Origin of the sequence: Maricaulis maris (genome assembly GCF_003634045.1) — a bacterium.
Taxonomy (GTDB): domain Bacteria; phylum Pseudomonadota; class Alphaproteobacteria; order Caulobacterales; family Maricaulaceae; genus Maricaulis; species Maricaulis maris.
In genome coordinates this window covers 41346-63321 of the sequence record NZ_RBIM01000008.1, presented here as the reverse complement: position 1 = coordinate 63321, position 21976 = coordinate 41346, and the positions used below count along the sequence as shown (strand labels likewise).

Here is a 21976-nt window from a genome sequence, read left to right as displayed (position 1 = left end):
CCCGTGAGGCCATACACCTGCGTCTTCGGCCGCGATTGCGCCGAAGCGTGGGAGGGAACGGGATGTCGGCGGACACCGGGGTGTCCTGTTGGTGGTCTGCGGTGTCCGTGATGTCCTCGACATCCCGCCAAGCCTTCCTGAACAAAAAGATGGGAGATTTCCCGGACGCTCTCGCCCCCGATTCCAATGCGTCAGGTAGATGGGGTCGGTCGTCTAGTGCCCCGCGACCTGGTCGCACGCCCTGCCGGAACTTCGGACTGTCACATCCGACGCGCGGACAGGCTCCGCTCGTTTCCGGGCACAAGTGACTGAGCTCGTGCCTCCCGTCCCGAAAACCGAAGCCATTATATGTCGGTTGGCAAAGGGGGAGGATAAGTTTACCTCTATTCCCACCCCACACACCGTCATCCCGATGACAATCGGGACCCAGTCTGCGACGCGAAGTCGTTGCAGGGTTTGGTGAAATCGGGTGTGCGAGACTGGGTCCTGACCTTCGTCAGGATGACGGCTTGCGGTAGTTTGTGCGGGGGATAAGTGGTTCTTCCCCACAGCGTGGGCTGGCGGGAAAGCTCGCACAGCCCGCTCCATGGCAACAAGACCATTCAGCACCGCCTTGCCCTGCCAGCTAGTCGACAATCGGCACAAAGCCGGAGGCTACCGCCGCATCCCAGTCCAGCCGGATCCAGCCCAGGGCTTTCTCGAGCTCGTGGAACTGGCCGACCTTTCGGCCCGAGGAATGGGCAACGGTTGCCACAATCATGGACACCGTCTTCTGATCCTCGGCCTTGCTGACAAAAGCCAATTTCGTACCCGGTGCCAGTCCATCAACCAGGCCCTGGACATTGTCGATGATCTGCACGGGCTCGGCGTTGATGCTCGAGTCCCGGATATTGATCAAAACCCCGCGCACTGATTGGGCGATAGCCACGTCGCGAAGCTCCTGCCGTGACGCCAGGATTTCCTCGGCATCCACCGGTCCGACATGGGTCAGGCAGGCCGCGTGACTGGCGGGATCATGCGTGACGGTGAAAGTCATGGCATCCCTCGATCATCCGGCGTCCCGGGATGGGCCGGAAACGGCATTGAACCGCTCTGGGTGACCACCCCGTCCAAAGCCTGATCATGCCGTTCTGCGGGAATTGTCGCAAGCACCTGGCAGTCAAAGGCCAGTCCGATCGCCCGAACCTGCCCGGCTGCGCGCAACGCCGCCAGTGTATAGTCGTAATAGCCCTTGCCGAAGCCGAGTCGATTGCCGGAGCGGTCGCAAGCCAGCAGTGGCACCAGCACAAGCCCCGGCCGGAGCGCGGGCCGGTCGTCGCGAGGCTCCATCACGCCCATGGGCCGGCGCTCCAGCGCATCACCGTCTGTCCAGCCCCGAAAAACCAGCGGCTGATCGTGCCCCTGCACAACCGGCAGACACAAGGGATGCCCGAGGTCGCACAGATGCTTCATGAGAGGGCGCGGATCAATTTCACCCGGCAATGGCCAATACCCGGCCACGGGAGCGCCGGCTGCTGGCAACCAAGCGCCGGGATAATTCCGGGCCAGGTCATCACCGGCCCCCGGCAGGTTTTCGGCCGCCATGCGGCGCAGTTCGATCATGCGGGACCGCAGGGCCGGCTTGTCTGCGGGAAAAGTCATGTGGCGGCTCCGCTTGCGCCGTCAGCGCGTGTATATCCCCACAAACCCGACAGTTCAGGTGGGCACCACTTGAACGGGACCAGGGTCCCAGACAGAGGCAGTTCCCTCGTGGAGGTGTACGGTCCGCAGGATAAACGCCCCACTCGTACGCAGCAGATGACCGCCACCCCCTATGTGGCGCCGATTGCGACCAAGCTCAAGCGCCAGCTTCCGCGAGCGTGTCGCGCTGCGCAGATGCGTCACTGTCGCCGCTCGCCTCGTCGTCACCGTTTTCGAAGGCATCGGCCAAGCGCTCCATGCGATCAGCAAGCCGATTGAGCTGGTCGGCGAGGCGCCCGCGAGCCTCGGCATGCAGGCTGGCGGCGCCGTGATTTTCGTGCCGCAGACGCTGTGCCTGCCCTTCAAGCGCCTCGACGCGGCTGTCGGCCTCCTTGAGGTCGTCCACCAGTATGAGCGAGGCCATCAGCAGAAGGCGAAGATCCCCGATCTGCCCGACCTGGCCAGAAATCTCGGCCACGCGCTTGTCCAAGGTTCCGGCGAGCTCGCGCAGATACGCTTCCTGACCTTCTTCGCAGCCAATCGTGAAATCCCGGCCATTCAGGGTGACGGTCACGCGCGACATCGCTTCACCCCTCCTCGGTCAAAAGGCCGCGCAGATCGCTGATGGCGCTGTCGAGCGCATCCGAAGCCGACTGCGCCGCGTCTTGCAGTACGGCCTCACGACCGCGAGCTTCATCAAGTGCTTCTGCCAGATTGGCTCGATCAACATCGGCGTCCCGAGCTTCAACCGCCGCCATTTCTGCTTTGCGCACGCGGGCCCGCATCGTCCGGGCGACGCCCTCAACACGGCCCATCGCCTTGTCCAAGCGGGAAATGACGACTTCGAGCGGGTCTTCAGGCATGTCGGAACGCACGTTCATACGTCCAGAATCGGCTGCGTCGGCCCAAAGTTCAAGTTCTTCTTCAACTTCACCTCCTGTGACTTTGACTCCAGACCGATTCATGACGGTGAAAAGCGGCGGAAAGGTGGACGGTTCAGACCTCGGCCCCCGGCGCGCTTCCGTTTGACCGACATGGCAGAACAGTCCAAAAGTTTCCGCCATTGTCACACCCCAATAAAGGGTCTCCGCCACCAATGCTCTCCCTTCCCGACTGGGCGTTTTACCCGATCTCCGCTGCCGCGGCCGCCGGCATGATCGCCGCTGCCATGAGCTTCGGAGATACCAACCACCGAACACCGGAGGAAATTCGCGCCGAAGGCATCACCTTCGAGGGCGAAAGCTTGGCAGCGTTGACGGTCGGCAATGGTTTGACCGTGGAATTCCTGACCGAGAACGGGATTCGGTTCGCCAGGGTTTCTGCCGCTCGAGCCCCGTTGGACGGGATACAGTCTGCGGGCGCGTTCTTCACCCTGACGACAGAAGAGATCGAAGCTCTGCAGGGGCACAGAATCCGGCTGACTTACACGCTGAGAGCCGCCAGTTCGAACGGCGCAGATGAGGCCCTTCTGAACTTCTTCACCCCCGGACGGAGTCAACAGGATTGGGAGCGGCACCTGCTTGCCCCCGAATTTGACACCATCACCATGGATCTCTCACCAACCACGTGCGAGTGGGGATTTGGATATGTAGGTCTTTGGCCGGACTGGCGCAGCAGCCAGAACCAAGCGGACCTGTCGCGCGTTGAACTGACGGCACTCGAGGCAGTGCCCTGCTCGGATCAAGCGCCCTGATCGTCGATAGGCCGGACCTTGGCCCGGCGCGTGAACAAGTCCGCTGGATTCCAGTTCATCATTCTCGCGACACGCATCGGTGATACGCGACGGTTTGCCTGGATCTCCCTGCGCGACGCGAGGATATCGGCGCGTCCCGAAACGGCGTCACGGATCGCACGCGCAAACAACGCGCCCTGCCCGAATCGAAACGACGACAACCAAAGCGCAAACGTCACCGCGACATGGCCGGGCAACAGCAGCCAGAACAACCAGCCCGGAGTGTTCTTCAAGAACACCCATAGCCGGTTGCGGACGCCATAATAGGTCGCGATCTCGGAGCGACGACCCGACGAGCCATAGCCAACATGGTCAACGATCGCCGCAGCCAACTGAACGGTCGGCAATCCGTTCAGGCGCGCGCGATACCCCAAATCAACGTCCTCATTGTAGCAAAAAAACCGCTCATCAAAGCCACCGAGCGCCTCGAACACGTCGCGGCGAATGAACATCGCAGCGCCACAGGCCGCAAAAACCTCGCCCTCCGCCAACGGCCCGGCGCGACGCCCATATCCCGACCGGTAAGCCAGTCCAAGCGCATGATAGCAATCGCCCGTGCCATCAAGGACATCGGTCTTGCCGGCTGCGAACTGTGTCGATCCGAAAAGCGCGATTTCCGGATATTTCCGGCGGGCGGCCTCAAATTGCTCGATCCAGTCCGGGCGAGCGTAGGCATCCGGGTTCAGCAGGGCCAACCATGTCGAACCCGCAGCCTTTGCCAGGAGATTGTTGCCGCCGGCAAAGCCGAGATTTTTTTCGCTTTCGATCAGTCGGACACCGGACGGCATGTCGGCCGGACCGACACGTTGGCCCTCTGGCGACCCGTTCTCCAGGACAAGGACTTCACGCGGAGCCCGTGTTTGCGCCTGCAGCGCTGCAAGGCAGGCCGTGAGCGTGCCGACGCTCTTGTAGGCGACGATCAGGACAGTGATGTCGATGGTATCAGCGGTATCAGACACGCGGTTTCCAGCTTGCGACTGCGGGATGCTGCGTTGCAGCGCCTTCCAATTTCACACTGAGCGGGTAGCATGCTTTCCGGCTGCCGCGAACTCTTCACGCACAAGCGGTACCCAGACGCTACCCACACCTTGCTTGTGGTGATAACGCTGAACACACGCTAACGTCGCTCAGCTGTGCCGCTTCACTCAAGCGCACGACCTGTTCATCCGCATCGGGGCCTTGGCAGCATCGCTATTGTCGCCTACGCCTCCACCACGCCGAATAATCACGCCCACTTGTATTTGTGACCTGGACCCGAGCTATGCCAACTCTCGACGACAAGAACGCCATTGCCTTCGAATTTGCCCGCATCTGCTCGCTGGCAGCTGTCAAGGTCATGGAAATATACGAGTCCGATTTCGAAGCCCGCGGGAAGGATGACAAATCGCCTGTGACCGACGCTGACGAACTGGCTGAAAAAATCATCCTTACAGAACTTGCGCACTTGCTCCCCGAAATCCCGGTGCTCGCTGAGGAGAGTTTCGCGGCCGGTTTCCGACCGAAGACAGATGGCGCGTTCATTCTTGTCGATCCTGTCGACGGCACCAAGGAGTTCATCAACAAGAATGGTGAGTTCACTGTCAATATCGCGCTGATCGAAGGCCGCGTCCCGACGGCTGGCTGCGTCTTCGCCCCGGCCCGGGAGCGCATTTTCGTCGGCGGCACCCAAGCCTGGGCCGGCACATTGAAAGCGGGGCAGTCCGTCTCGGCTGATGCACTGGCCCTGATTTCGACCCGCGCTCGCCCGGCCTCCGGCATGACCGCTGTGATGAGCCGTTCCCATGCGGACGAGACGACACTGGCCTTCGCCGACGCCCAAGGCGTTACCGAACGCGTGTCTGCTGGCTCGTCACTGAAGTTCTGCCTGATTGCGGAAGGCACCGCCGATGTCTACCCGCGCTTCGGCCCGACCATGGAATGGGATACCGGGGCGGGTCACGCCGTGCTCAATGCTGCAGGCGGCGCTGTGCTGACGCCGGACGGCGCCCCCTTCGTCTATGCGAAGGAAGACGCCGGCTATCTCAATGGCGCCTTTGTCGCATGGGGCCGGACAGAATGACGGGGCCCATCCATCGATGCCGCCCCGTCACAACAGTCCTCGGCGTCAGCCCAGACGCCCCATCCGTTTCAGTTCTGCGATGACCTTGTCGGCCGCTTCTTCAGCACTCAGATTGGCGGTCTCGATATGCAGTTCCGGGGATTCAGGCACTTCATAGGGGCTGTCAAAACCGGTGAAGTTCTTGATCTCACCCGCTTGGGCCTTCTTGTAGAGCCCCTTCGGGTCCCGCTCGATACAGACTTCCAACGGCGCATCGATGAAGACTTCGATAAACTCTCCGTCATCGACAAGTTCGCGCACCATTTGCCGCTCCGCCCGGAACGGTGAAATGAAGGAGCAGGTCACGATCAGGCCGGAATCGACAAAAAGCTTGCCGACCTCACCAATGCGCCGAACATTTTCGACCCGGTCCCCATCGGTAAAGCCGAGATCGCGATTAAGGCCGTGGCGGATATTGTCGCCATCCAGTGAATAAGTGTGATGCCCGGCCTGTGACAGCTTGCTTTCCACCAGGTTGGCGACCGTCGACTTTCCGGCACCGGACAGCCCCGTGAACCACAGGATGGCCGGCTTTTGCCCCTTGATCCGAGCTCTGTCTGACTTGGTTACATCCATCGCATGATGATGAATGTTGGAGGCCCGCCGCAGTCCGAATTCAATCATGCCCGCACCAACCGTCTGGTTGGTGAACCGGTCGATCAGGATGAAGGCCCCCATATCCCGAATCCGGTGATAGGGGTCAAAGGCAATCGGGCGCGCGGTCGACATGTTGCAATAGCCGATCCCGTTCATTTCGAGTTGGCGGCTCGGCTTCTTCTCATAGGTGTTCACATCGACGCGGTGCTTCAACGCCGACACAGTTGCGGGCGTGGTGGCTGTACCGATCTTGAGTAGATAGGAACGGCCGGGCAGGAGACTGTCCTCAGACATCCACAGGATTTCGGCAGCGAACTGGCCGGTCACTTCTGGACGCGCATCAGCGGCGGCAATAACATCACCGCGCGAAATGTCGATTTCACGCGTCAGCACCAAGGTGACGGCATCGCCAGCCACGGCTTCGTCGACATCCCCATCGGCGGTGACAATTCGGTCTATTTTCGCGGCTTGGCCGGAGCCGGCGACAACAACGGCATCACCCGGCTTCACCGACCCAGAGACGATGGTGCCTGAATAACCACGGAAATTGAGGTTTGGTCGATTGACCCACTGAACCGGCATGCGGAACGCTTCATTCTGGATGTCGCTGTCGATATCCAGTTCTTCCAGATGTTCGATCAGCGTCGGTCCAACATACCAAACCATGCTCTCGCTGCGTTTGGTAACATTGTCACCATAGCGGGCGGACATCGGGATCGGCGTAATGGACTCGAAACCGAGTGCATCGGCACTGCGAAGATAGTCCGCGACGATTTCGTGAAAACGACCGCGAGAATGCTCGACCAGATCCATCTTGTTGATCGCCAGCACGATGTGGCGTATCCCCATCATTCGCGCGATGTAAGTATGACGCAGCGTCTGGATAAGCACGCCCTTGCGCGCATCAATCATCATCACCGCCACATCGGCAGTCGACGCCCCGGTCGCCATGTTGCGTGTGTACTGCTCGTGCCCCGGCGTATCGGCGACCACGAATTTCCGCTTTTCGGTCGCAAAGAACCGGTAGGCCACATCAATTGTAATGCCTTGCTCGCGCTCGGCTTCGAGACCGTCGAGCAGGAGGGCGAAGTCGATTTCGTCACCGGCCGTACCGTGTTTACGGCTGTCGCGCTCAAGAACATTGATCTGGTCTTCGAACAACAGCTTGCTGTCGTAGAGCAGGCGACCAATCAATGTCGATTTTCCGTCATCGACCGAACCGCAGGTCAAAAAGCGGAGCACACCCTGACTGCCGGACTGGGTGAGGCGTTCCATTACGTCGGTTTGAGGGATTTCATCAGCCATCAGAAATAGCCCTCCCGCTTCTTCTTCTCCATCGACCCGGCTTCGTCATGATCGATCAGCCGTCCTGAGCGTTCGGAAGTCCGCGCGGTGAGCATTTCCAGAACTATCTCGCCAAGATTGCTCGCGCCGGACTCAACCGCACCGGTCAACGGATAGCAGCCAAGAGTCCTGAAACGCACCTGTTTCACTGTCGGTGTTTCGCCGGGCTTCAGCGGCAGGCGATCATCATCAACCATGATCAGTTGACCATCCCGCTCCACAACCGGACGCTCGGCCGCAAAATAGAGCGGCACGATCGGAATGTCCTCTTCCAGGATATATTGCCAGATATCCAACTCGGTCCAGTTGGAGAGTGGAAAAACCCGGATCGATTCCCCCTGTTTGATCTTAGTGTTGTAGTTTCGCCAAAGCTCAGGACGCTGATTCTTGGGATCCCAGCCATGATTGTTGTCACGGAAAGAGAAAATTCGCTCCTTGGCGCGCGATTTTTCCTCATCCCGGCGCGCACCACCGAAAGCAGCGTCATAGCCGTGCCGTGTCATGGCATTTCGTAGCGCCTCGGTCTTCATGACCTGCGTATGCAATTGCGAGCCGTGGTCGAACGGGTTGATCCCCCGGACCCGACCGTCCTCATTGATTTCAACCCGCAATTCGAGGCCAAGCGCGGTCGTCATGGCGTCACGAAAAGCAATCATTTCTCGGAATTTAAACGTCGAATCGACATGCTGGAGAGGAAAAGGCAGGCGCGAGGGATAGAAAGCCTTCAGCGCCAAGTGCAGCATGACGGCACTGTCCTTACCGATCGAGTAGAGCATGACCGGATTGGAAAACTCGGCCGCGACTTCGCGCATGATATGGATACTCTCGGCCTCCAATCTCCGCAAATGAGCGGACAGGGGGCGAGCGCGAGAGCTACGCCCTGCGTCAAACCGGGCCGCATAGGCCCCGATTTGTTCGGAACTGTCGATTGTCACCTACCAGCTTCCTTTTCGATCGACCTTGAGGGGCCCAATTCCTCATCACCGACTACACAAACACGCCCTTTGGCCACCGACAACCGAGAGCATTCCCGCGCTATATGATACGCCCGGTCGGGCAATCCAAGCCCAGACCGCACTCGCACCTATCAATCATCAATAGCAAAGCCCGTCACGGCACCGGTTACACGGTCAATGTCACTGCCCGGCATGTCCGGATGCATGGGCAGCGACACCACGCGCAAGGCTGCCGCCTCGGTTGCCGGCAAACCTCGGGGCGCACGCGGGCATTCGGCGTAGGGTTCGTGCATATGCAACGGGATCGGATAGTAGATCGCAGTCGGGACGCCCTGGTCCGCGAGATAAGCCCGGAACGCGTCCCGGTCACTCACCTCGATCGTGTACTGGGCCCAGGTCGATTGCGCTCCCGGGATGATGTGCGGCGGCTTCACCGCATTGCCGAACCCGGCTGCATACGCGTCAGCAACCGCCTGCCGCATCCGGATCTCTTCACCGAACACATCCAGCTTGGCCAACAAAATTGCCGCCTGAATGGTATCCAGTCGCGAATTGAGGCCAATGCGGGCGTATTCATAACGCGAAACCCCCTCGCCGTGGACACGTACGGACTTCATAGTCGCGTAGAGGTCGTCATCCTTGCAAAGGATGGCGCCGCCGTCACCATAGGCACCCAACGGCTTCGCCGGGTAAAAGGAAACGGTCAACACATCAGCCCAATGCAGCGAGGCTTTGCCATCCAGTGTGCTGCCAAAGCCCTGGGCGCAGTCCGAGATCAGTTTGAGGCCATGCTCGCGGGCAATGGGAGCGAGCACGGGATAGTTTGCCGGCTGACCGAAAAGGTCCACCGCGATCACCGCGCGAGGCGTGAGTTCGCCTGCTTGCCGAACCGCTTCAATCGCCTCTGACAGGCTTGCCGCCGACATATTGTAAGTATCCGGTTCGATGTCGACGAAGACCGGAGTGGCACCTGCCAGCACAACGACTTCCGCTGTGGCGGCGAAGGTAAAACTGGGAACAAAGACTGCATCGCCACGACCAATGCCCATGGCCATCAACGGAATCAGTATGGCGTCGGTGCCATTGGCGCAGCTCAGCGCGCGACCCATGCCGGCAAACTCTGCCAGCTTGTCTTCCAACTCGGTGACTTCCGGACCCAGGATGTAGCGCCCCTCGTCGAGCACTTTCATCACAGCGGCATCAATTCGGTCTTTTATGCGGGCGCGTTGGGCACTCAGGTCAATAAAGGGGATCATATCGGGCAATGGAACTACCTTCCCAAGCGGCAAAGCGGTGGCGAGAACTATCTGTCGAGCTACATAATGGCACCGCGCCACGCTTTGAAATCACGAAACATTTCCCATCTGTATCGGTCAGATCCTGCCCTTGCCTCGCCGGCACCCGGCCGCGAAGGCCACCACACCTCACACACCGCACCGCGCACCGGACCAACCGGTTTCGCATCCCGTGTCATGCGCTGTTTGCGCGCTTTGGTTGACCGCCAATTCGTTGTAGAGATGGCGCGATCTTTCAAGAAGGTCTTGTCAGGCCTTCGTTAGCTTTTGCTTGCGCACAAGAGACGCTGTGGCAATGACTTCGACAACGACCTTTGCAGCGGCAATTCCCTTGGGCGCTTGGCATGACTTCATCCCCCACGCCTTTAACAGCCTCGCTGCGCAAGATGTCGACCTGGAGTTAGCCCTGCTCGATGCCTCGGGAGATCCGCGCGTTGCCGAGGCTGCCAACAGCTGCGGCTTGGATTTTGCCTATCGCCGTCATGGCCCGGACGAAGGGCAGGCAGCCGCGATCGACGAGGGATGGCGCCGCACCGAAGGGTCGGTTGTTTTCTGGCTGAATGGCGATGATCGTCTCACGCCGAATGCCCTGGCAAATGCACGTGCCCTCCTCGACAGCAATCCGGACGTCGATGTCGTCTACGGGCACTCTGATTTCATTGATGCGCACGGACACCATATTGGCCGGCACGACCAGATCAGTGACATTTCGGATATCTTGTACCGGTCCAACATCATCTCGCAGCCGTCATGTTTTGTACGGCGCTCTGCGCTTGACGCCGTACACGGCATAAACAGCAAGCTGCACTATGTGATGGATTGGGATTTATGGGTCCGCCTTTACAGCAACGGATCCAAATTTCTCCATACAAACCAGACGTATTCGGAAGTTTATATTGGTCGGGACACCAAAACCGGGGCAGTCTCACCGAAGAGGTTGGCGGAAGTTTTCAACTTGGTTCGTCGTCATTCGGGCTATTGGTCAGCCTTGAAGTCCACGGCTTCACTCGCAGCCCACACGCTGCAATCCAGGCGTCGAACGGCATGACGAACTCAACACTCCCCACGATCCATCTCGTTACGCCCAACTTCAATGGCGCGGACTTTCTGGAAGACACCATCGCGTCGGTCATCGAGCAAGAATATGAGAACCTCGAATATGTGTTGGTCGACGGCGCAAGCACTGATAATTCGCGCCAGGTGCTGGACCGTTATCGCGACCAAGTATCCGCCGTCATCATTGAGCCCGATAATGGCCATGCCGACGCGCTGAACAAGGGCTTCGCCGGGTCGCGGGCCGATATCATGGGATGGATTAATTCCGACGACCTTCTAATGCCCGGGTGCCTTTCAATCGTTGGCCGCATCTTCGCGACCTACCCGGAAGTCGCTTGGATCACCGGCCTGCCGACGACGTGCGACCTTGATGGCAAACTGACCTATGTCGGCCCGCTCAAGAAATGGTCGCAGCTTCGCTTCCTGGCCGGCGACCACCTCTGGATCCAGCAGGAGTCTACATTCTGGCGCCGCAGTCTGTGGGAACAGGCGGGCGGGCGCCTCGACACCGATTTCAAGGTCGCCAACGATTTCGAACTTTGGTCCCGCTTTTTCAGACAAGCCGAACTCTACTCGGTCGACTCAATGTTGGGCTGTTTTCGGATTCGCGAAGGGCAGCGCTCGGAAACCAGTCGTGCGCTCTATATGCGCGAAGTCGATACCGTGCTCAGACGCGAACTCGACGAGTTGGACCCGGCGCTCCGCGCGAAGTTCAACAACATGATACCGCACTCACCTCGCTTGCTGGAAGCCAGCGAACGCGCCGCACTACATACAATCCTTGCTCGCCACGATCCTCCGGCCATCACGCGCCGCGGCCTTCGCAAGCAAACACCACTCAAGGCGCCGCGCCAGCCGGAGGCACCGGAGCCACCGGCATCGCCCCGCTTGAAGCCGTGGTTACGCGTGGGCCAGCGAAACTGGCGCTTTCTCTGTGCTGGCATCATCGCCGTTGCTATTTGTGCGGCCGCCGCGATGGCCTTCCCGACCAAGGCCGTTTGGATACTGATGGCGGGCGGCATCAGTGGTTCGGTCGGCCTGACCCTGGGCCTCGCCATCAAGGTCCGCCGAATAGTGCGAACGCTCCTGACAACCGTCGCAGAGCTCCAGAAAGGCCGTGCCGAAAGCGCGTATCGGCATCACATTGCCGAGCTTTATCTCGACGATCTGTCCGAAAAGCGTCCTTGATCGAGCGGGGATCGGCGGCCGTATTTCTGATTTGTGCTGTCCGACGAAAGCGGCACGCCATGCCGACGCGCCACGCGGACCAGCCCACCACCAGCAACTCAGAACGTGCCGTTGCGCCTTGAAGCAACAGCGGTCACATGTTTGGGTTATGGATTGAGAGTCTGGCACGAATTCCAGCGAGTTCGGCGCGTTCACTTTACAATCTTGTCGCCAATCGTGGGGGGAATCCATGGCTGTTTTCAAACCGAAAGAAGGCTATGCCGAACGCGTCACTGCGCGCATGCAAGCCCTGCAGGCCAAATTTGATGAGGCCTTTTCGGTGACCTCACCACAACAACAAGCCGAGCTGGATATCCTCCTGGCGCAGATTGGAACCGTCGACTGGGAAGGAGAAGGTTATCAATCTCCGGAAAGACAGCGCGATCTGTCGATCAAGTATTGCTGGGGTCACAATCACCGCTTTGGCGACGACCAGTTTGTAAAGGGGCGGATGGGCGACCGGCATGTTCGGCTGATTTCGGAGTTCACTGAAGGCTTTGAACTACCCGACGACTTCTTCAAAGGTCGATCCGTTTTGGATATCGGCTGTTGGACGGGCGGCACAACCCTGATGTTGAAATTGCTCGGCGCCACTCAGGTCGTCGCGGTTGATGAAGTCCGCAAATACGCCAACACAGCCCATGCCCTCGCGAGTCGCGTGTTCGAACTGCCCGACGTGGAGGGCCTCGCCTTGTCCCTGTATGACCTGGAAGAGGGCAAGTTTGACTGCGTCTATGTACCCGGCGTCGTCTATCATCTGTCGGACCCGGTCCTCGGACTGCGCAGGCTATTCAACCGCCTGAAGGATGGTGGCGATATTCTTGTGGAGAGCGCAGGCATCCAGCATGAACAATCCATGTGCTGGTTCAAGGGCAATGGACGCCATTTCGGCGGCACTGCGGACGATCTGAACCGGAGCGGCTGGGCTTGGTTCTGGCCGTCGGCAAAATGCCTTGAGGAATGGCTTTATGAAGCCGGTTTTGACGACGTCCGTGTTTTTTACTCGGAACCCCATGACCGGCTCTACGCGTATGGTCGCCGCACGAGACATCAAGAAATCACCCGCGCCGGGCTGTCGGTACCCAACATCGAATAGGGTTGCTCATGGCCATAATCAGCTTCCGCCACAATTTCATTTTCATCAAAACAGTGAAGACGGCTGGAACCAGTATCGAAGTCGACCTCAGCCGTGTGGCTGGGCCGGATGCCATCGTGACCCCTATACTCCCCGAAGAGGACGAGCATCAGCCAAGAAACTATCTCAATGCCTCCGGGAGAAAGCAATTCTACAACCATATGACCGGACAGAAAATTCGCGACCTTCTCGGACGAGATACCTATGACAGCATGTTCAAATTTTGTGTGGAACGCGAGCCTGTTGCGAAATGCATCAGCCAGTTTCACATGCTTCGAAATTCACCCCTTCACAACCCCGACGGACATTACACCGCCAGTTGGGAAGACTTCCTCGCAAAGGGTCGATTTCCCATTGATATTGAGCGGTATACAGACGTCAGCGACGGGAAACGCCACCTGATCGTCGACGAAGTCCTGCGATATGACCAACTTGAAAAAGAGCTGACACGCGTCCTGTCGCAGGTCGGCATTGAAGGATTCACGCTCACCACACGCGCGAAATCAACGTATTCTCAAAACCGGCTGGTCACGGTCGAGCAAGTCACGCCGGACCAGCGCTCACTTATATATCGGGCGTTTCGCCCGTCTCTGGACGCCACCGGTATCGACTGGTCACGGGCCACATCCTAGTCGAGTATTCTCAAGAAAAAGGGGCCTGGCGCTGACGCGCCAGGCCCCTTTTTAGTCCATAAGGACCGCTTTTAGGGAGCTTCAGCCACCTCAAGCGCCGCGACACGCACGGAAAGCTGATCGATCAACGACTGTTGCTGCGCAATATAAATATGCGCGTGCTCCAATTCATTGAGCATACGCCCCATCTTGTCGGTCACATTGAAGGGACCATCCTCAGGCGTCGGCCCAACATTCGGCAAATACCCCAGCTGAAACATCAGGTCCGCATGCTCGCTAATATCAAGCAGTTCGTAGTCGTCTGAGAACACACGGTCACAACCAATCGAACACGAGCCGGCCGTTACCAACTCGCCTTCTATGGTTAGATTGCCGTCATGATCGAGTTCCAACTCCACCTCATCGGCACCACCTGGAGCGGTCGTGATGCGAAATCTGCCAGTATCATTCTGCAGGTTCCAGATCTGACCCGTATCGGCACCGCCCGAGATCGACAGATCCTCGAGCCCAAGGTAGACAGTGCCATTATTCCGGAGGGTCATAAGACCCCGGGACGCGGCCGTCCCATTCGTTTCTTCCACAAGAATACTTGCTGTCGCGTTGGTTCGACGAAGGTGAAGCGCCGCTTGCGGGCTGTTCGTCCCCAGGCCGATATCATTGTCAGACGCGATAAAGAGGGCGTTTTCATCCGCACCCGGCTGGATCCGGAATGCCAACGCGCTGCCATTAGTGACATCGCGGATGAAAAAGTTCGCTTCGTTTGCTGCGACATCGAATGTCTGTGGGGTGAAACCGCTTGATCCATCCTGCGCCAGGCGCAATGTCGGCGTGTTTCCACTCACGACATGGAGATCCACGACGGGATTGGATGAGCCGATGCCGACATCACCAGCCGAGTCGATACGCAACGAGTTCGCCGGCGCACCGGCATCTACCCGGAATACCTGCCGCCCGGCTGTCGAATCTTCGATGGCGAAATAGGAACCTCCACCATTATTGCTATCGTTGACAACAATACGCCAATCATTGGCAGGAAAGCTTGCCGAACTACTTGTGTCATCGAAATGAATGCGGAGATTGTTTTCCTTCAAACGGAGCGTATCAAACCCGAAGCTTTCCCCATTCACGCAGTCATTGCCCACGCACAAGCTGAACGTGATGATGACATCATCAAGATGCTGAATGTCCGCCCGAGCCGAACTGGGGGCGATCGCCATGAGCGCCATCGACACAGCTGCTGCACTTGTTGCGGAAAGAAGATGTTTCATTGCGTGAGGCCCCCGGTGCCTGGATTACGTCTCTTGATCTGCATTATCGAAAACAAGTACTTGACCGTTCTCGACCCGAAAATTTCCTGAAAAACTCACACCCTCGCGCGGGCGTTGTGCTGTGGAGTCGCGCCCATTATAGCCACTCGGCTCCCGCACCGCTTGACGCGCGAACGCCTGCGTCGCCGCGGTCACTTCAAACCGGTAAACACCGTCCGCGACCTCACCGAAGTCGGCCAAGCGAAAGCTTGGCGCCCGGCGCTCTGAAAACACCTGTCCGTGATAACCATCCGGACCACTTACGGAGACGGTAATGTTGAAATAGGTCGGATCAGCATCAAAATAGATCCGACTTCCCGCAAACCGTGCCGACAGGCCGACGTCCGATGCAGCCGAAAGCCCTTGCGCAGCAGCCCCGCCGACCGGCACAGCAAACGCGAGGCTGAGCATTACTACGATCTGGGCAACCCGGTTTCGATGCATGAACGATCTCCTCAACTACAATGATACACTGCCCCCCCGCCGTATACAATCGTCACACGCGAAATTGCTCAAACGACGACCGACGGCGCGGCCTCAGTCCTGTGACAACCTTTGCGCGATGTCCCGCCGCGCGGCATCGATCTGCGCAGCCGTCATTCGAAGCGCCAGATTGTCCCGCAACACGTCGGCGCCAGGATAACCACGATAAGCCGCCAAGCTACACCACACATAGGCGGATCGATAATTCTGCGGCGCCCCCCACCCGTTTGCATGAAGCAGGCAAAGGCTGAATTCTGCGCCGCTCATGCCGTGGCGTGCCGCGGCTTCGAATGAGGAAAAAGCCAAACGAAAATCCTGACGCTCGCTGCCCCCCCGCATGAAGCGTTGCCCCTGAATATACACGGCAACAGGATCACCGCCCAAAACGGCAGCGATCTCCGCGCTATCAGGCGCCATGTCCCAGTCGGGCTCATGCAGGCGCGGATCGAACGGAAAGCCGATGATCGACAGCAATGGCTCCAGTGCGCCCCCCTCCAGCGCGCGGGCCCTTGCAAGAAGCCGGCGCGCCCGCTCCTCATCGACAGGCGCACCCTGACCGCTTTCATAAAGAACCGAGAGATTTCGCAACGCTTGCGGCAAGTCCTGCTCAGCGGCCAACCGGAACCAGTTGAAGGCGGCATCATAGTCCCGGGGCACGCCCTCTCCCCGAACATGGAGAAGCCCCAGATTGTTTTGGGCCTGTGCGTCGCCAGCGTTGGCGGCCGCCAGAAAGAGGGCGCGAGCCCGGTCGACGTCCTGCGACACACCTTGACCCGTCATGTACAGAATGCCGAGATTTGTCTGCGCCTCGATGAAGCCCTGATCTGCGGCCCGTTGATACCACACGGCAGCCTCGACGAAGTCGGGTGGGTCCGCCAGTTCCGACGTCAAACTTCGGGCGTAGTCAAATTCGTATTGCGCCGCGCCCGTCTGGGCGGCGCGATGGAGCCAGGCCTGTCCGGCACTGATGTCGGCTTCAACGCCCAACCCCATGATCAATGAGTGGCCGAGCGCGTTCTGTGACCTCGCAACGCCGGCTTCCGCCGAGGCCCGGTCAAGCTCGATCGCCCGGCTGAGATCCTGCGGCACCCCCAGTCCCTGCCGATAGATGTGGGCCAGCCATGATCGTGCCACTGCATCCCCGGTCGCCGACAGGTCATGCGCCTGCTGAAGCGCGTTGGCATATCGGCCACGCTCCAACAAGTCCTCGATCGAATCGTCCGATTGAGCGGCCGCCTGCCACGCCGACGCGACAAAGACCCCGATGAGAACCAAGCAACCCCAATATGTCCGATAGCGCATCACCGTTTGCCCTATTGTGACGGTTGCCATTCGGCCGCGAGTTCTTGCGCCTCAGCCAATTGCTCCGGAGTCAAGAAGCGAGCGAACACATCGCGCTCGCGAGCCGCCTCGTTCGCACCGCGCGCGGCGGCCAGATTTGCCCAGACGTGTGCCTGCACATAATCCTGGGTGACACCCTGCCCTGCTGCAAAACGGCGCGCCATGGACAGCTGAGAGGACGGTGACCCGGCATTCGCAGCGCGGCGAAAGTAATCAAGCGCACGCCCGTCATGCTGAGGGACGCCCTCTCCGACTTCATACATGATTGCCAGCGCGTTGAGGGCAGCCGCATCGGCGGCAGCGGCCCGCTCCTCGAGCCAGCGCAATGACGCACTGTCGCCGGCGCGCGCTGCATCCAGCACCCATAGCTGCGCGTCCGGGTAGTTCTCGGCACTGATCGCATCAGATGCAATCAATGCGCCCAGCCGCGCGCTGATGCCGGGCACACCTTCTCCGACAACATTGAGATACCATCGCACCGCCTGGGTGATGTCCCGGTCCGTGCCTCGGCCCGTTTCATAGAACAAGCCAACGGCCGCCTGGGCGCGTACCATGCCCGCCTCGGCCGCCATCAGGTACCATTGCAAGGCGCGGGCGTCGTCTCTCGCGACGCCGGTCCCTGTGGAGTAGGCATAACCAAGATTGGACTGGGCCCGAACATCGCCGGCTTCTGCCGCCTCGGTAAGCAGCCGAATGCCCCGCTCGACATCGCGCTCGACCCCGGTTCCGGAAAAATAGTAGGAGCCCATTACAGCCCTCGCACCGGCATCGCCACGGCGAGCAGCCCGCTCGAGCCAAACGATTTCGTCCGCCGGCGACGACGCGGCCTCGGCACGCTCCAGATAGATCGCGATCAACGCGTCCTCAGCAGCGCCCCACTCCTGCCCGGCCGCGTCTTCGAGCAATGCAACTGCACGATCCAGATCATGCTCCACGCCCCGGCCTTCCCGATACATCAGCCCAAGTCGATATTGCGCCAACGGCAGACCCGCATCCGCCAGTTCCGCAAGGATTTCGGCGACCTCTGCATAGTCTGTGCGGGCAAAGGCTTCCTCTGCCTCATCCATCCGCGCGGCCATGTCCTCTTCCGACAAGACGGACTGCTGATGCCATGGGTAGACGGCGAAACCCAGCGCAATCACAAGCGCCAAAAGCCCCGCACCAACCAAAAAACGTGTTCGCATTATTCTAAGCCTCCGCCGCGATTTCGCCGGTGAACCACATAGGTGGCGCCCGCCTCCAGCTGCTCGTTAATGTTTGTGCGTGAACCATCGGCCCAACGAATTTCTACGCTGTCGACATGATCGAGCTGACCGAGTCCGAAATGAGCGATCGGCGCGTCGAACGACATGAAGCCGCCGCCAAGCTGAATTTCACGGGTTTGCAAGCCGGTGCCAAAGCCCTCGTGACGGATTTCCACCCGCGCGCCGATTCCGTCCCGATTTCCCCGCTCGTCGATGAGCCGGAAGCTGATGGCGGACTGATCCGAGTTGTTCAAAAAAGCCGTGACCGGCGCATTCACCGGGACCGCGATCACATCAAGGTCACCATCATTGTCGATATCCGCCAGCGTCGCAGCCGCAGTGATGGCAAAGTCACTCAACCCATACGCGTCGGTGACCTCCTCGAACCGAGCGCCGTCTCGATTGCGCAGGAAGATATTTGACGGTGTCACTTCGTTGGGGACCCACGTGCCATTGACGATATACATGTCTTGCCAACCATCATTGTCAAAATCACCGTGTGAGACATCCCAGCTCCAGCCGCCGACTTCCACGTGCATGGCCTGCGCGGTCTCTGCGTAGACGTCGCGCTCGCCGAGTTCCAACAAGACATTGCGCGACATGATTTGCGGCAGAGCCTCATCCTGCTCACGCCCCGTCATCACACGCGACGGCAGGAAGTGGACATCGCACAGCAACCGGATCGTCGTCTGGCTGACCGGAATAAGCCCGCACATCTCGGCATCACCGTTCTGGATGGCCAGGTCCTTGAGCATCATGCCGCGGCATTCGGATCGGTAGGGCTCCTCGAAGGTTGAGCAGCGCCGGGCATTTGACGGATCCAGACTATTGCCGGATCTGTACCAGACCTTGATGTCCATGTTGCGCTGACAGATGTCGCGGTCCAAATCGCGCTCAACGCCATCGCAATAGCGTTCAATTGGCTGCATTCTGAGGCGGTCCGACACCCCATCGGCGCGGCCCGCGATTTGCGCAAAGTATAACGCCATCTGCCCGGTATTCCGGATGTCAAAGGACGAAACCGACATCGTCGTATTGGTCGTCATCGGAATCAGACCGTCCTGATGCGTCACCGCCCGGAACTGACCTGCACCATCACCAAAATAGACATAATCCGGCACTTCAAAGTCATTGCCGACCAGCAGGTCCGCAGCGCCGTCCGCATTCAGGTCCGACAACAAGATGGACAAGGTTTCGCCGGGAATACCCGGGAGGTCACGGAAGTCCTGCCCGCTCAACACGCCGTCATCATTAAGGACCAACCGGTTGCGCGATTCCTCGCCCGGAATACGACGGTACCAGCCAGCCGCCCAATTTCCGAGCGCGACATCAAGATCCCCATCCCGGTCCACATCGGCGAAACTGGCCGCGAGCGTCAAAATGGCGTCATCCCGATTGGCGACCGGACGAAGACCGTCAGCAACAAACTGACCATTCCTGTTGGGAAGAACATAATTACCCTGGCGGAATGTGGTCAGGAAGAGATCGAGAAACCCGTCATTATCGACGTCCAGCAGGGCCGCATTGAAAACCGGAAGGTCCTGAATTCGCGGATCATCGATCGCGCCGCCCGAAAAGCCCCCGACGCCGTCATTGCGATAGATATAAAGACCAATGCGTGTTGACGCGAAAATCAGGTCCACATCGCCGTCACGATCAATATCGCCAGACGCCACGCTCCGACCTTCCCAGAAAGGCGGCCACATATCCGCCATCGAGAATTCCACCGGGTGTTCGATGCCAAGTCGCCAAGCTTCAACACGTGTGAAGGGCGCGTCACCATGGGCGATGTTTTCGGCGTAAGGTAAACGCTCCAGCTCGATGTCAGAGACCGATTGGCGCACCACCGCGACCGTCGAGCCGCGGGCCGTGGCTATGACCGCAGGGCTGATGGCACCGAGCGTGAAGGACGCGACGTCATCCTCGCCGGTCAGCAGTTCAATCGCCCGCCGGGTCTGGTAGTCATGATAAGCGTCAATGGCCACGCCACTTCCGATCCCCAACACGCAAACGGTTGCCGCCAGCAGGCCCGCCGCCCGCCAGCCGACCGAGGTCGCGACGATCATGAAGGAGTAAACACTGAAACTGCCGAGCGTGAACACGAGGGTCATGATGAAACCATGGCCAACCCCGCCATTGAGCAGCGCGCCGGATACGACAACGTCGAACCCGATCGGGACCGGTAAAAACGTCCCGAAGACGCCTGCCGCCAGCGCACCGACCAGACCGAACTCCCGGTCATTTATCAAATCTGCCGGCAACAGCGTGCCGGCGACCGCTCCCAGAAAGCCGGCCAACAGCATGAGCGGCGCAGTCATGCGCAGGATAAACCAGAAATTCCTGGCAAAATCAGTCATGAACCCGATCAGGGAGGATCGCAGGTTTTCCCTTTCCGGCTCCGGCATTCCGGGGGCTTGTGGCGCCGGGACCGGTTCCACCGAATGCAGGAGACGTTCCTGCGGCAAGACCCGGCAGATAAGCGGCACCGCCACCAGGATGACCGCAAGGCTGAGAGCAACCTTCGTGATCGCGATGTAGAAAGGCAGAAGCGAGAACGCCATCGTCAGCACCACAACGTTCAGGGTCGGCGATGCGATCATCGCAGACAGTGTTGTTTCTGCCCGTGATCCGCCTTGGAACAGGCCCCGCGCAATCGGCGCCGCGCAGTTCACGCAAACCCCCAGTGGCGCACCGATGACCATTCCGTAGAACGAATTCGCGAACCCGCCCCTGAAATTTCGCCGTCGGAAATAGCCAAGCAAGGTGAGGAAGATCGCACCAAAGAGCCAACCGAAGGTCATGCCCTTCTTGTTTGTATTGATCCAGTTGACCGTTGAAACTCCAATTCGCTCGACGGTCGATGCCGCCGGGTCCAGCGCAATCAGGGCCTCGAACCCGAGCGGATCCTCGAGCTGGATGGCGCCGCTCATCATGGCCTTCTCGTCCAGGGACGGATACCGGGATGTCGTCCAGAAGAATGTGGCGACAACGGCCATCACGATTGCCGCAAGCACAAGCCGCTTCCATTGATCCATCCGGATCAGTCCAGACGCCATCATCAACTTCCCTCCCCCGACGGACAATTAAGGTTCTGGAGCTGATCCTCGCCGAACGCAACCCACAGAAACGGGCGCTCCGGTGAGGTCTCGAACTCGGCGAGTCCGACCATTTCGTGGCTTCGTCCGACTGAATCCGCGACCAAGGCACGCAGCGACACACGCATGCCGTCAATCCGGGTGTCCGGACCAAAATGAGCGGAGTCGCGCGCCGGAGCCGGTGTCCCGCCAACGACCGTCAGATATGCCGCCGCACACGCATAGTGCCGCGGCGTCATGCCCAAGACGTGCCTCAGCTCCTCCACCGACATGAATGGCCGGTTCTGCGGGGCGTCGTCGGGGCGCGCCGCATAGGCTGCCCGCTCGGCGCCCCGCGCGCGCTCATCATCGTCAGCATCACGCCAGTCCAGTATCCGGTCGGCAATGGTCTCCGCTGTGACCTGGCTCTCGCCGAGACGCACAAACAACGCCGTCAGCTGCTCATTGTTGGCCATGTTCAGATCGAGTAGCCGTTGGCCCGGTCCGGCCTCGACGCGCACGATGTGCTCGCCGATCTGCACGTCAACCGGCAGAGCCGCGACATGGCTGCGGCCGATCAGGGCGATATCATAGGCGACGATATCCAGAGCCGAACGTAGCGCGGCTTCGCGCACCATGCCCTCTCGCTCCACCGCCACCAAACGCAGCCGCGTATGGGTCAGTGAAGTGATCGCCAGCAGTATCGTCGCCAGCAAGAGCGACATCCACAGGACAAATACCAAGGCCGACCCGCGCTCGCGATCCCGCGCGGCGC

At 59.6% G+C, this 21976-nt stretch carries 20 protein-coding genes; 6 read left to right on the top strand and 14 right to left on the bottom strand.

Annotation, left to right across the window (positions count from 1 at the left end):
- Positions 1–625: 625 nt before the first annotated feature.
- From C7435_RS15525 to C7435_RS15510, 4 genes are all read right to left on the bottom strand, one after another.
- Positions 626–1036, bottom strand: a complete 411-nt coding sequence (locus C7435_RS15525) for a hypothetical protein (RefSeq protein WP_075191195.1) — start codon at positions 1034–1036, stop codon at positions 626–628.
- Positions 1033–1641: a 5-formyltetrahydrofolate cyclo-ligase gene (locus C7435_RS15520; protein WP_121212395.1), complete on the bottom strand. Its 609-nt coding sequence runs from the start codon at positions 1639–1641 to the stop codon at positions 1033–1035. Before C7435_RS15520 ends, C7435_RS15525 begins: the two co-directional genes overlap by 4 nt.
- A gap of 196 nt (positions 1642–1837) precedes the next feature.
- A complete protein-coding gene (locus C7435_RS15515; protein ID WP_121212394.1) occupies positions 1838–2263 on the bottom strand; it encodes a cell division protein ZapA in 426 nt (141 codons plus the stop codon).
- Positions 2264–2267: 4 nt separating this feature from the next.
- Positions 2268–2774, bottom strand: a complete 507-nt coding sequence (locus tag C7435_RS15510) for a DUF4164 family protein (RefSeq protein ID WP_121212393.1) — start codon at positions 2772–2774, stop codon at positions 2268–2270.
- A 2-nt stretch (positions 2775–2776) separates the two neighbouring features.
- Here C7435_RS15510 and C7435_RS15505 point away from each other — a divergent pair, with 2 nt between their 5' ends.
- Positions 2777–3373: a hypothetical protein gene (locus C7435_RS15505; protein WP_075191191.1), complete on the top strand. Its 597-nt coding sequence runs from the start codon at positions 2777–2779 to the stop codon at positions 3371–3373.
- Here C7435_RS15505 and C7435_RS15500 read toward each other — a convergent pair.
- The gene (locus C7435_RS15500) at positions 3361–4371 is read right to left on the bottom strand and encodes a glycosyltransferase family 2 protein (RefSeq protein ID WP_121212392.1); all 1011 of its coding nucleotides are present in this window, start codon (positions 4369–4371) and stop codon (positions 3361–3363) included. The two genes, C7435_RS15505 and C7435_RS15500, sit on opposite strands and share 13 nt — an antisense overlap.
- A gap of 302 nt (positions 4372–4673) precedes the next feature.
- Between C7435_RS15500 and cysQ the strand changes: the two genes are divergently transcribed.
- On the top strand, positions 4674–5471 hold the full coding sequence (gene cysQ, locus C7435_RS15495) for a 3'(2'),5'-bisphosphate nucleotidase CysQ (RefSeq protein ID WP_170150510.1): 798 nt from the start codon (positions 4674–4676) through the stop codon (positions 5469–5471).
- 45 nt (positions 5472–5516) lie between these two features.
- Here the strand turns inward: cysQ and cysN are convergent, their stop codons facing one another.
- From cysN to C7435_RS15480, 3 genes are all read right to left on the bottom strand, one after another.
- A complete protein-coding gene (cysN, locus tag C7435_RS15490; protein ID WP_075191188.1) occupies positions 5517–7412 on the bottom strand; it encodes a sulfate adenylyltransferase subunit CysN in 1896 nt (631 codons plus the stop codon).
- Positions 7412–8263, bottom strand: coding sequence for a sulfate adenylyltransferase subunit CysD (cysD, locus tag C7435_RS15485; protein WP_233350808.1), 852 nt, complete (start codon positions 8261–8263; stop codon positions 7412–7414). The genes cysN and cysD overlap by 1 nt, the downstream gene beginning before the upstream one ends.
- Positions 8264–8538: 275 nt before the next feature.
- Positions 8539–9663 (bottom strand): DegT/DnrJ/EryC1/StrS family aminotransferase, encoded by a 1125-nt coding sequence (locus C7435_RS15480; protein ID WP_075191187.1) that lies wholly within the window; start codon positions 9661–9663, stop codon positions 8539–8541.
- Positions 9664–9997: 334 nt separating this feature from the next.
- On the opposite strand from C7435_RS15480, the gene C7435_RS15475 reads away from it, so the two are divergent.
- The 4 genes from C7435_RS15475 (at position 9998) to C7435_RS15460 (ending at position 13752) form a co-directional block, all read left to right on the top strand.
- Positions 9998–10750 carry a glycosyltransferase gene (locus C7435_RS15475; protein WP_083635225.1) on the top strand — a complete coding sequence of 251 codons (753 nt, stop codon included), beginning with the start codon at positions 9998–10000 and terminating at the stop codon, positions 10748–10750.
- A complete protein-coding gene (locus C7435_RS15470) occupies positions 10747–11946 on the top strand; it encodes a glycosyltransferase family 2 protein (RefSeq protein WP_075191185.1) in 1200 nt (399 codons plus the stop codon). Before C7435_RS15475 ends, C7435_RS15470 begins: the two co-directional genes overlap by 4 nt.
- Before the next feature lie 229 nt (positions 11947–12175).
- A complete protein-coding gene (locus C7435_RS15465) occupies positions 12176–13081 on the top strand; it encodes a class I SAM-dependent methyltransferase (RefSeq protein ID WP_121212390.1) in 906 nt (301 codons plus the stop codon).
- An 8-nt stretch (positions 13082–13089) separates the two neighbouring features.
- The gene (locus C7435_RS15460) at positions 13090–13752 is read left to right on the top strand and encodes a sulfotransferase family 2 domain-containing protein (RefSeq protein ID WP_143743081.1); all 663 of its coding nucleotides are present in this window, start codon (positions 13090–13092) and stop codon (positions 13750–13752) included.
- Between the two features lie 71 nt (positions 13753–13823).
- On the opposite strand, the gene C7435_RS15455 is transcribed toward C7435_RS15460, so the two are convergent.
- The 6 genes from C7435_RS15455 to C7435_RS15430 all read right to left on the bottom strand — a co-directional run bounded on the left by C7435_RS15455 (position 13824) and on the right by C7435_RS15430 (position 21944).
- A complete protein-coding gene (locus tag C7435_RS15455; protein ID WP_143743080.1) occupies positions 13824–15020 on the bottom strand; it encodes a hypothetical protein in 1197 nt (398 codons plus the stop codon).
- Between the two features lie 24 nt (positions 15021–15044).
- Positions 15045–15503, bottom strand: a complete 459-nt coding sequence (locus tag C7435_RS15450) for a hypothetical protein (RefSeq protein ID WP_147422731.1) — start codon at positions 15501–15503, stop codon at positions 15045–15047.
- Positions 15504–15596: 93 nt separating this feature from the next.
- Positions 15597–16844, bottom strand: a complete 1248-nt coding sequence (locus C7435_RS15445) for a tetratricopeptide repeat protein (protein WP_325048664.1) — start codon at positions 16842–16844, stop codon at positions 15597–15599.
- 11 nt (positions 16845–16855) lie between these two features.
- The gene (locus C7435_RS15440) at positions 16856–18067 is read right to left on the bottom strand and encodes a tetratricopeptide repeat protein (protein WP_121212387.1); all 1212 of its coding nucleotides are present in this window, start codon (positions 18065–18067) and stop codon (positions 16856–16858) included.
- Positions 18067–21186, bottom strand: coding sequence for an FG-GAP-like repeat-containing protein (locus tag C7435_RS15435; protein WP_233350807.1), 3120 nt, complete (start codon positions 21184–21186; stop codon positions 18067–18069). The genes C7435_RS15440 and C7435_RS15435 overlap by 1 nt, the downstream gene beginning before the upstream one ends.
- A complete protein-coding gene (locus tag C7435_RS15430) occupies positions 21186–21944 on the bottom strand; it encodes a type II secretion system protein GspK (RefSeq protein ID WP_147422730.1) in 759 nt (252 codons plus the stop codon). Before C7435_RS15430 ends, C7435_RS15435 begins: the two co-directional genes overlap by 1 nt.
- Positions 21945–21976 lie beyond the last annotated feature (32 nt).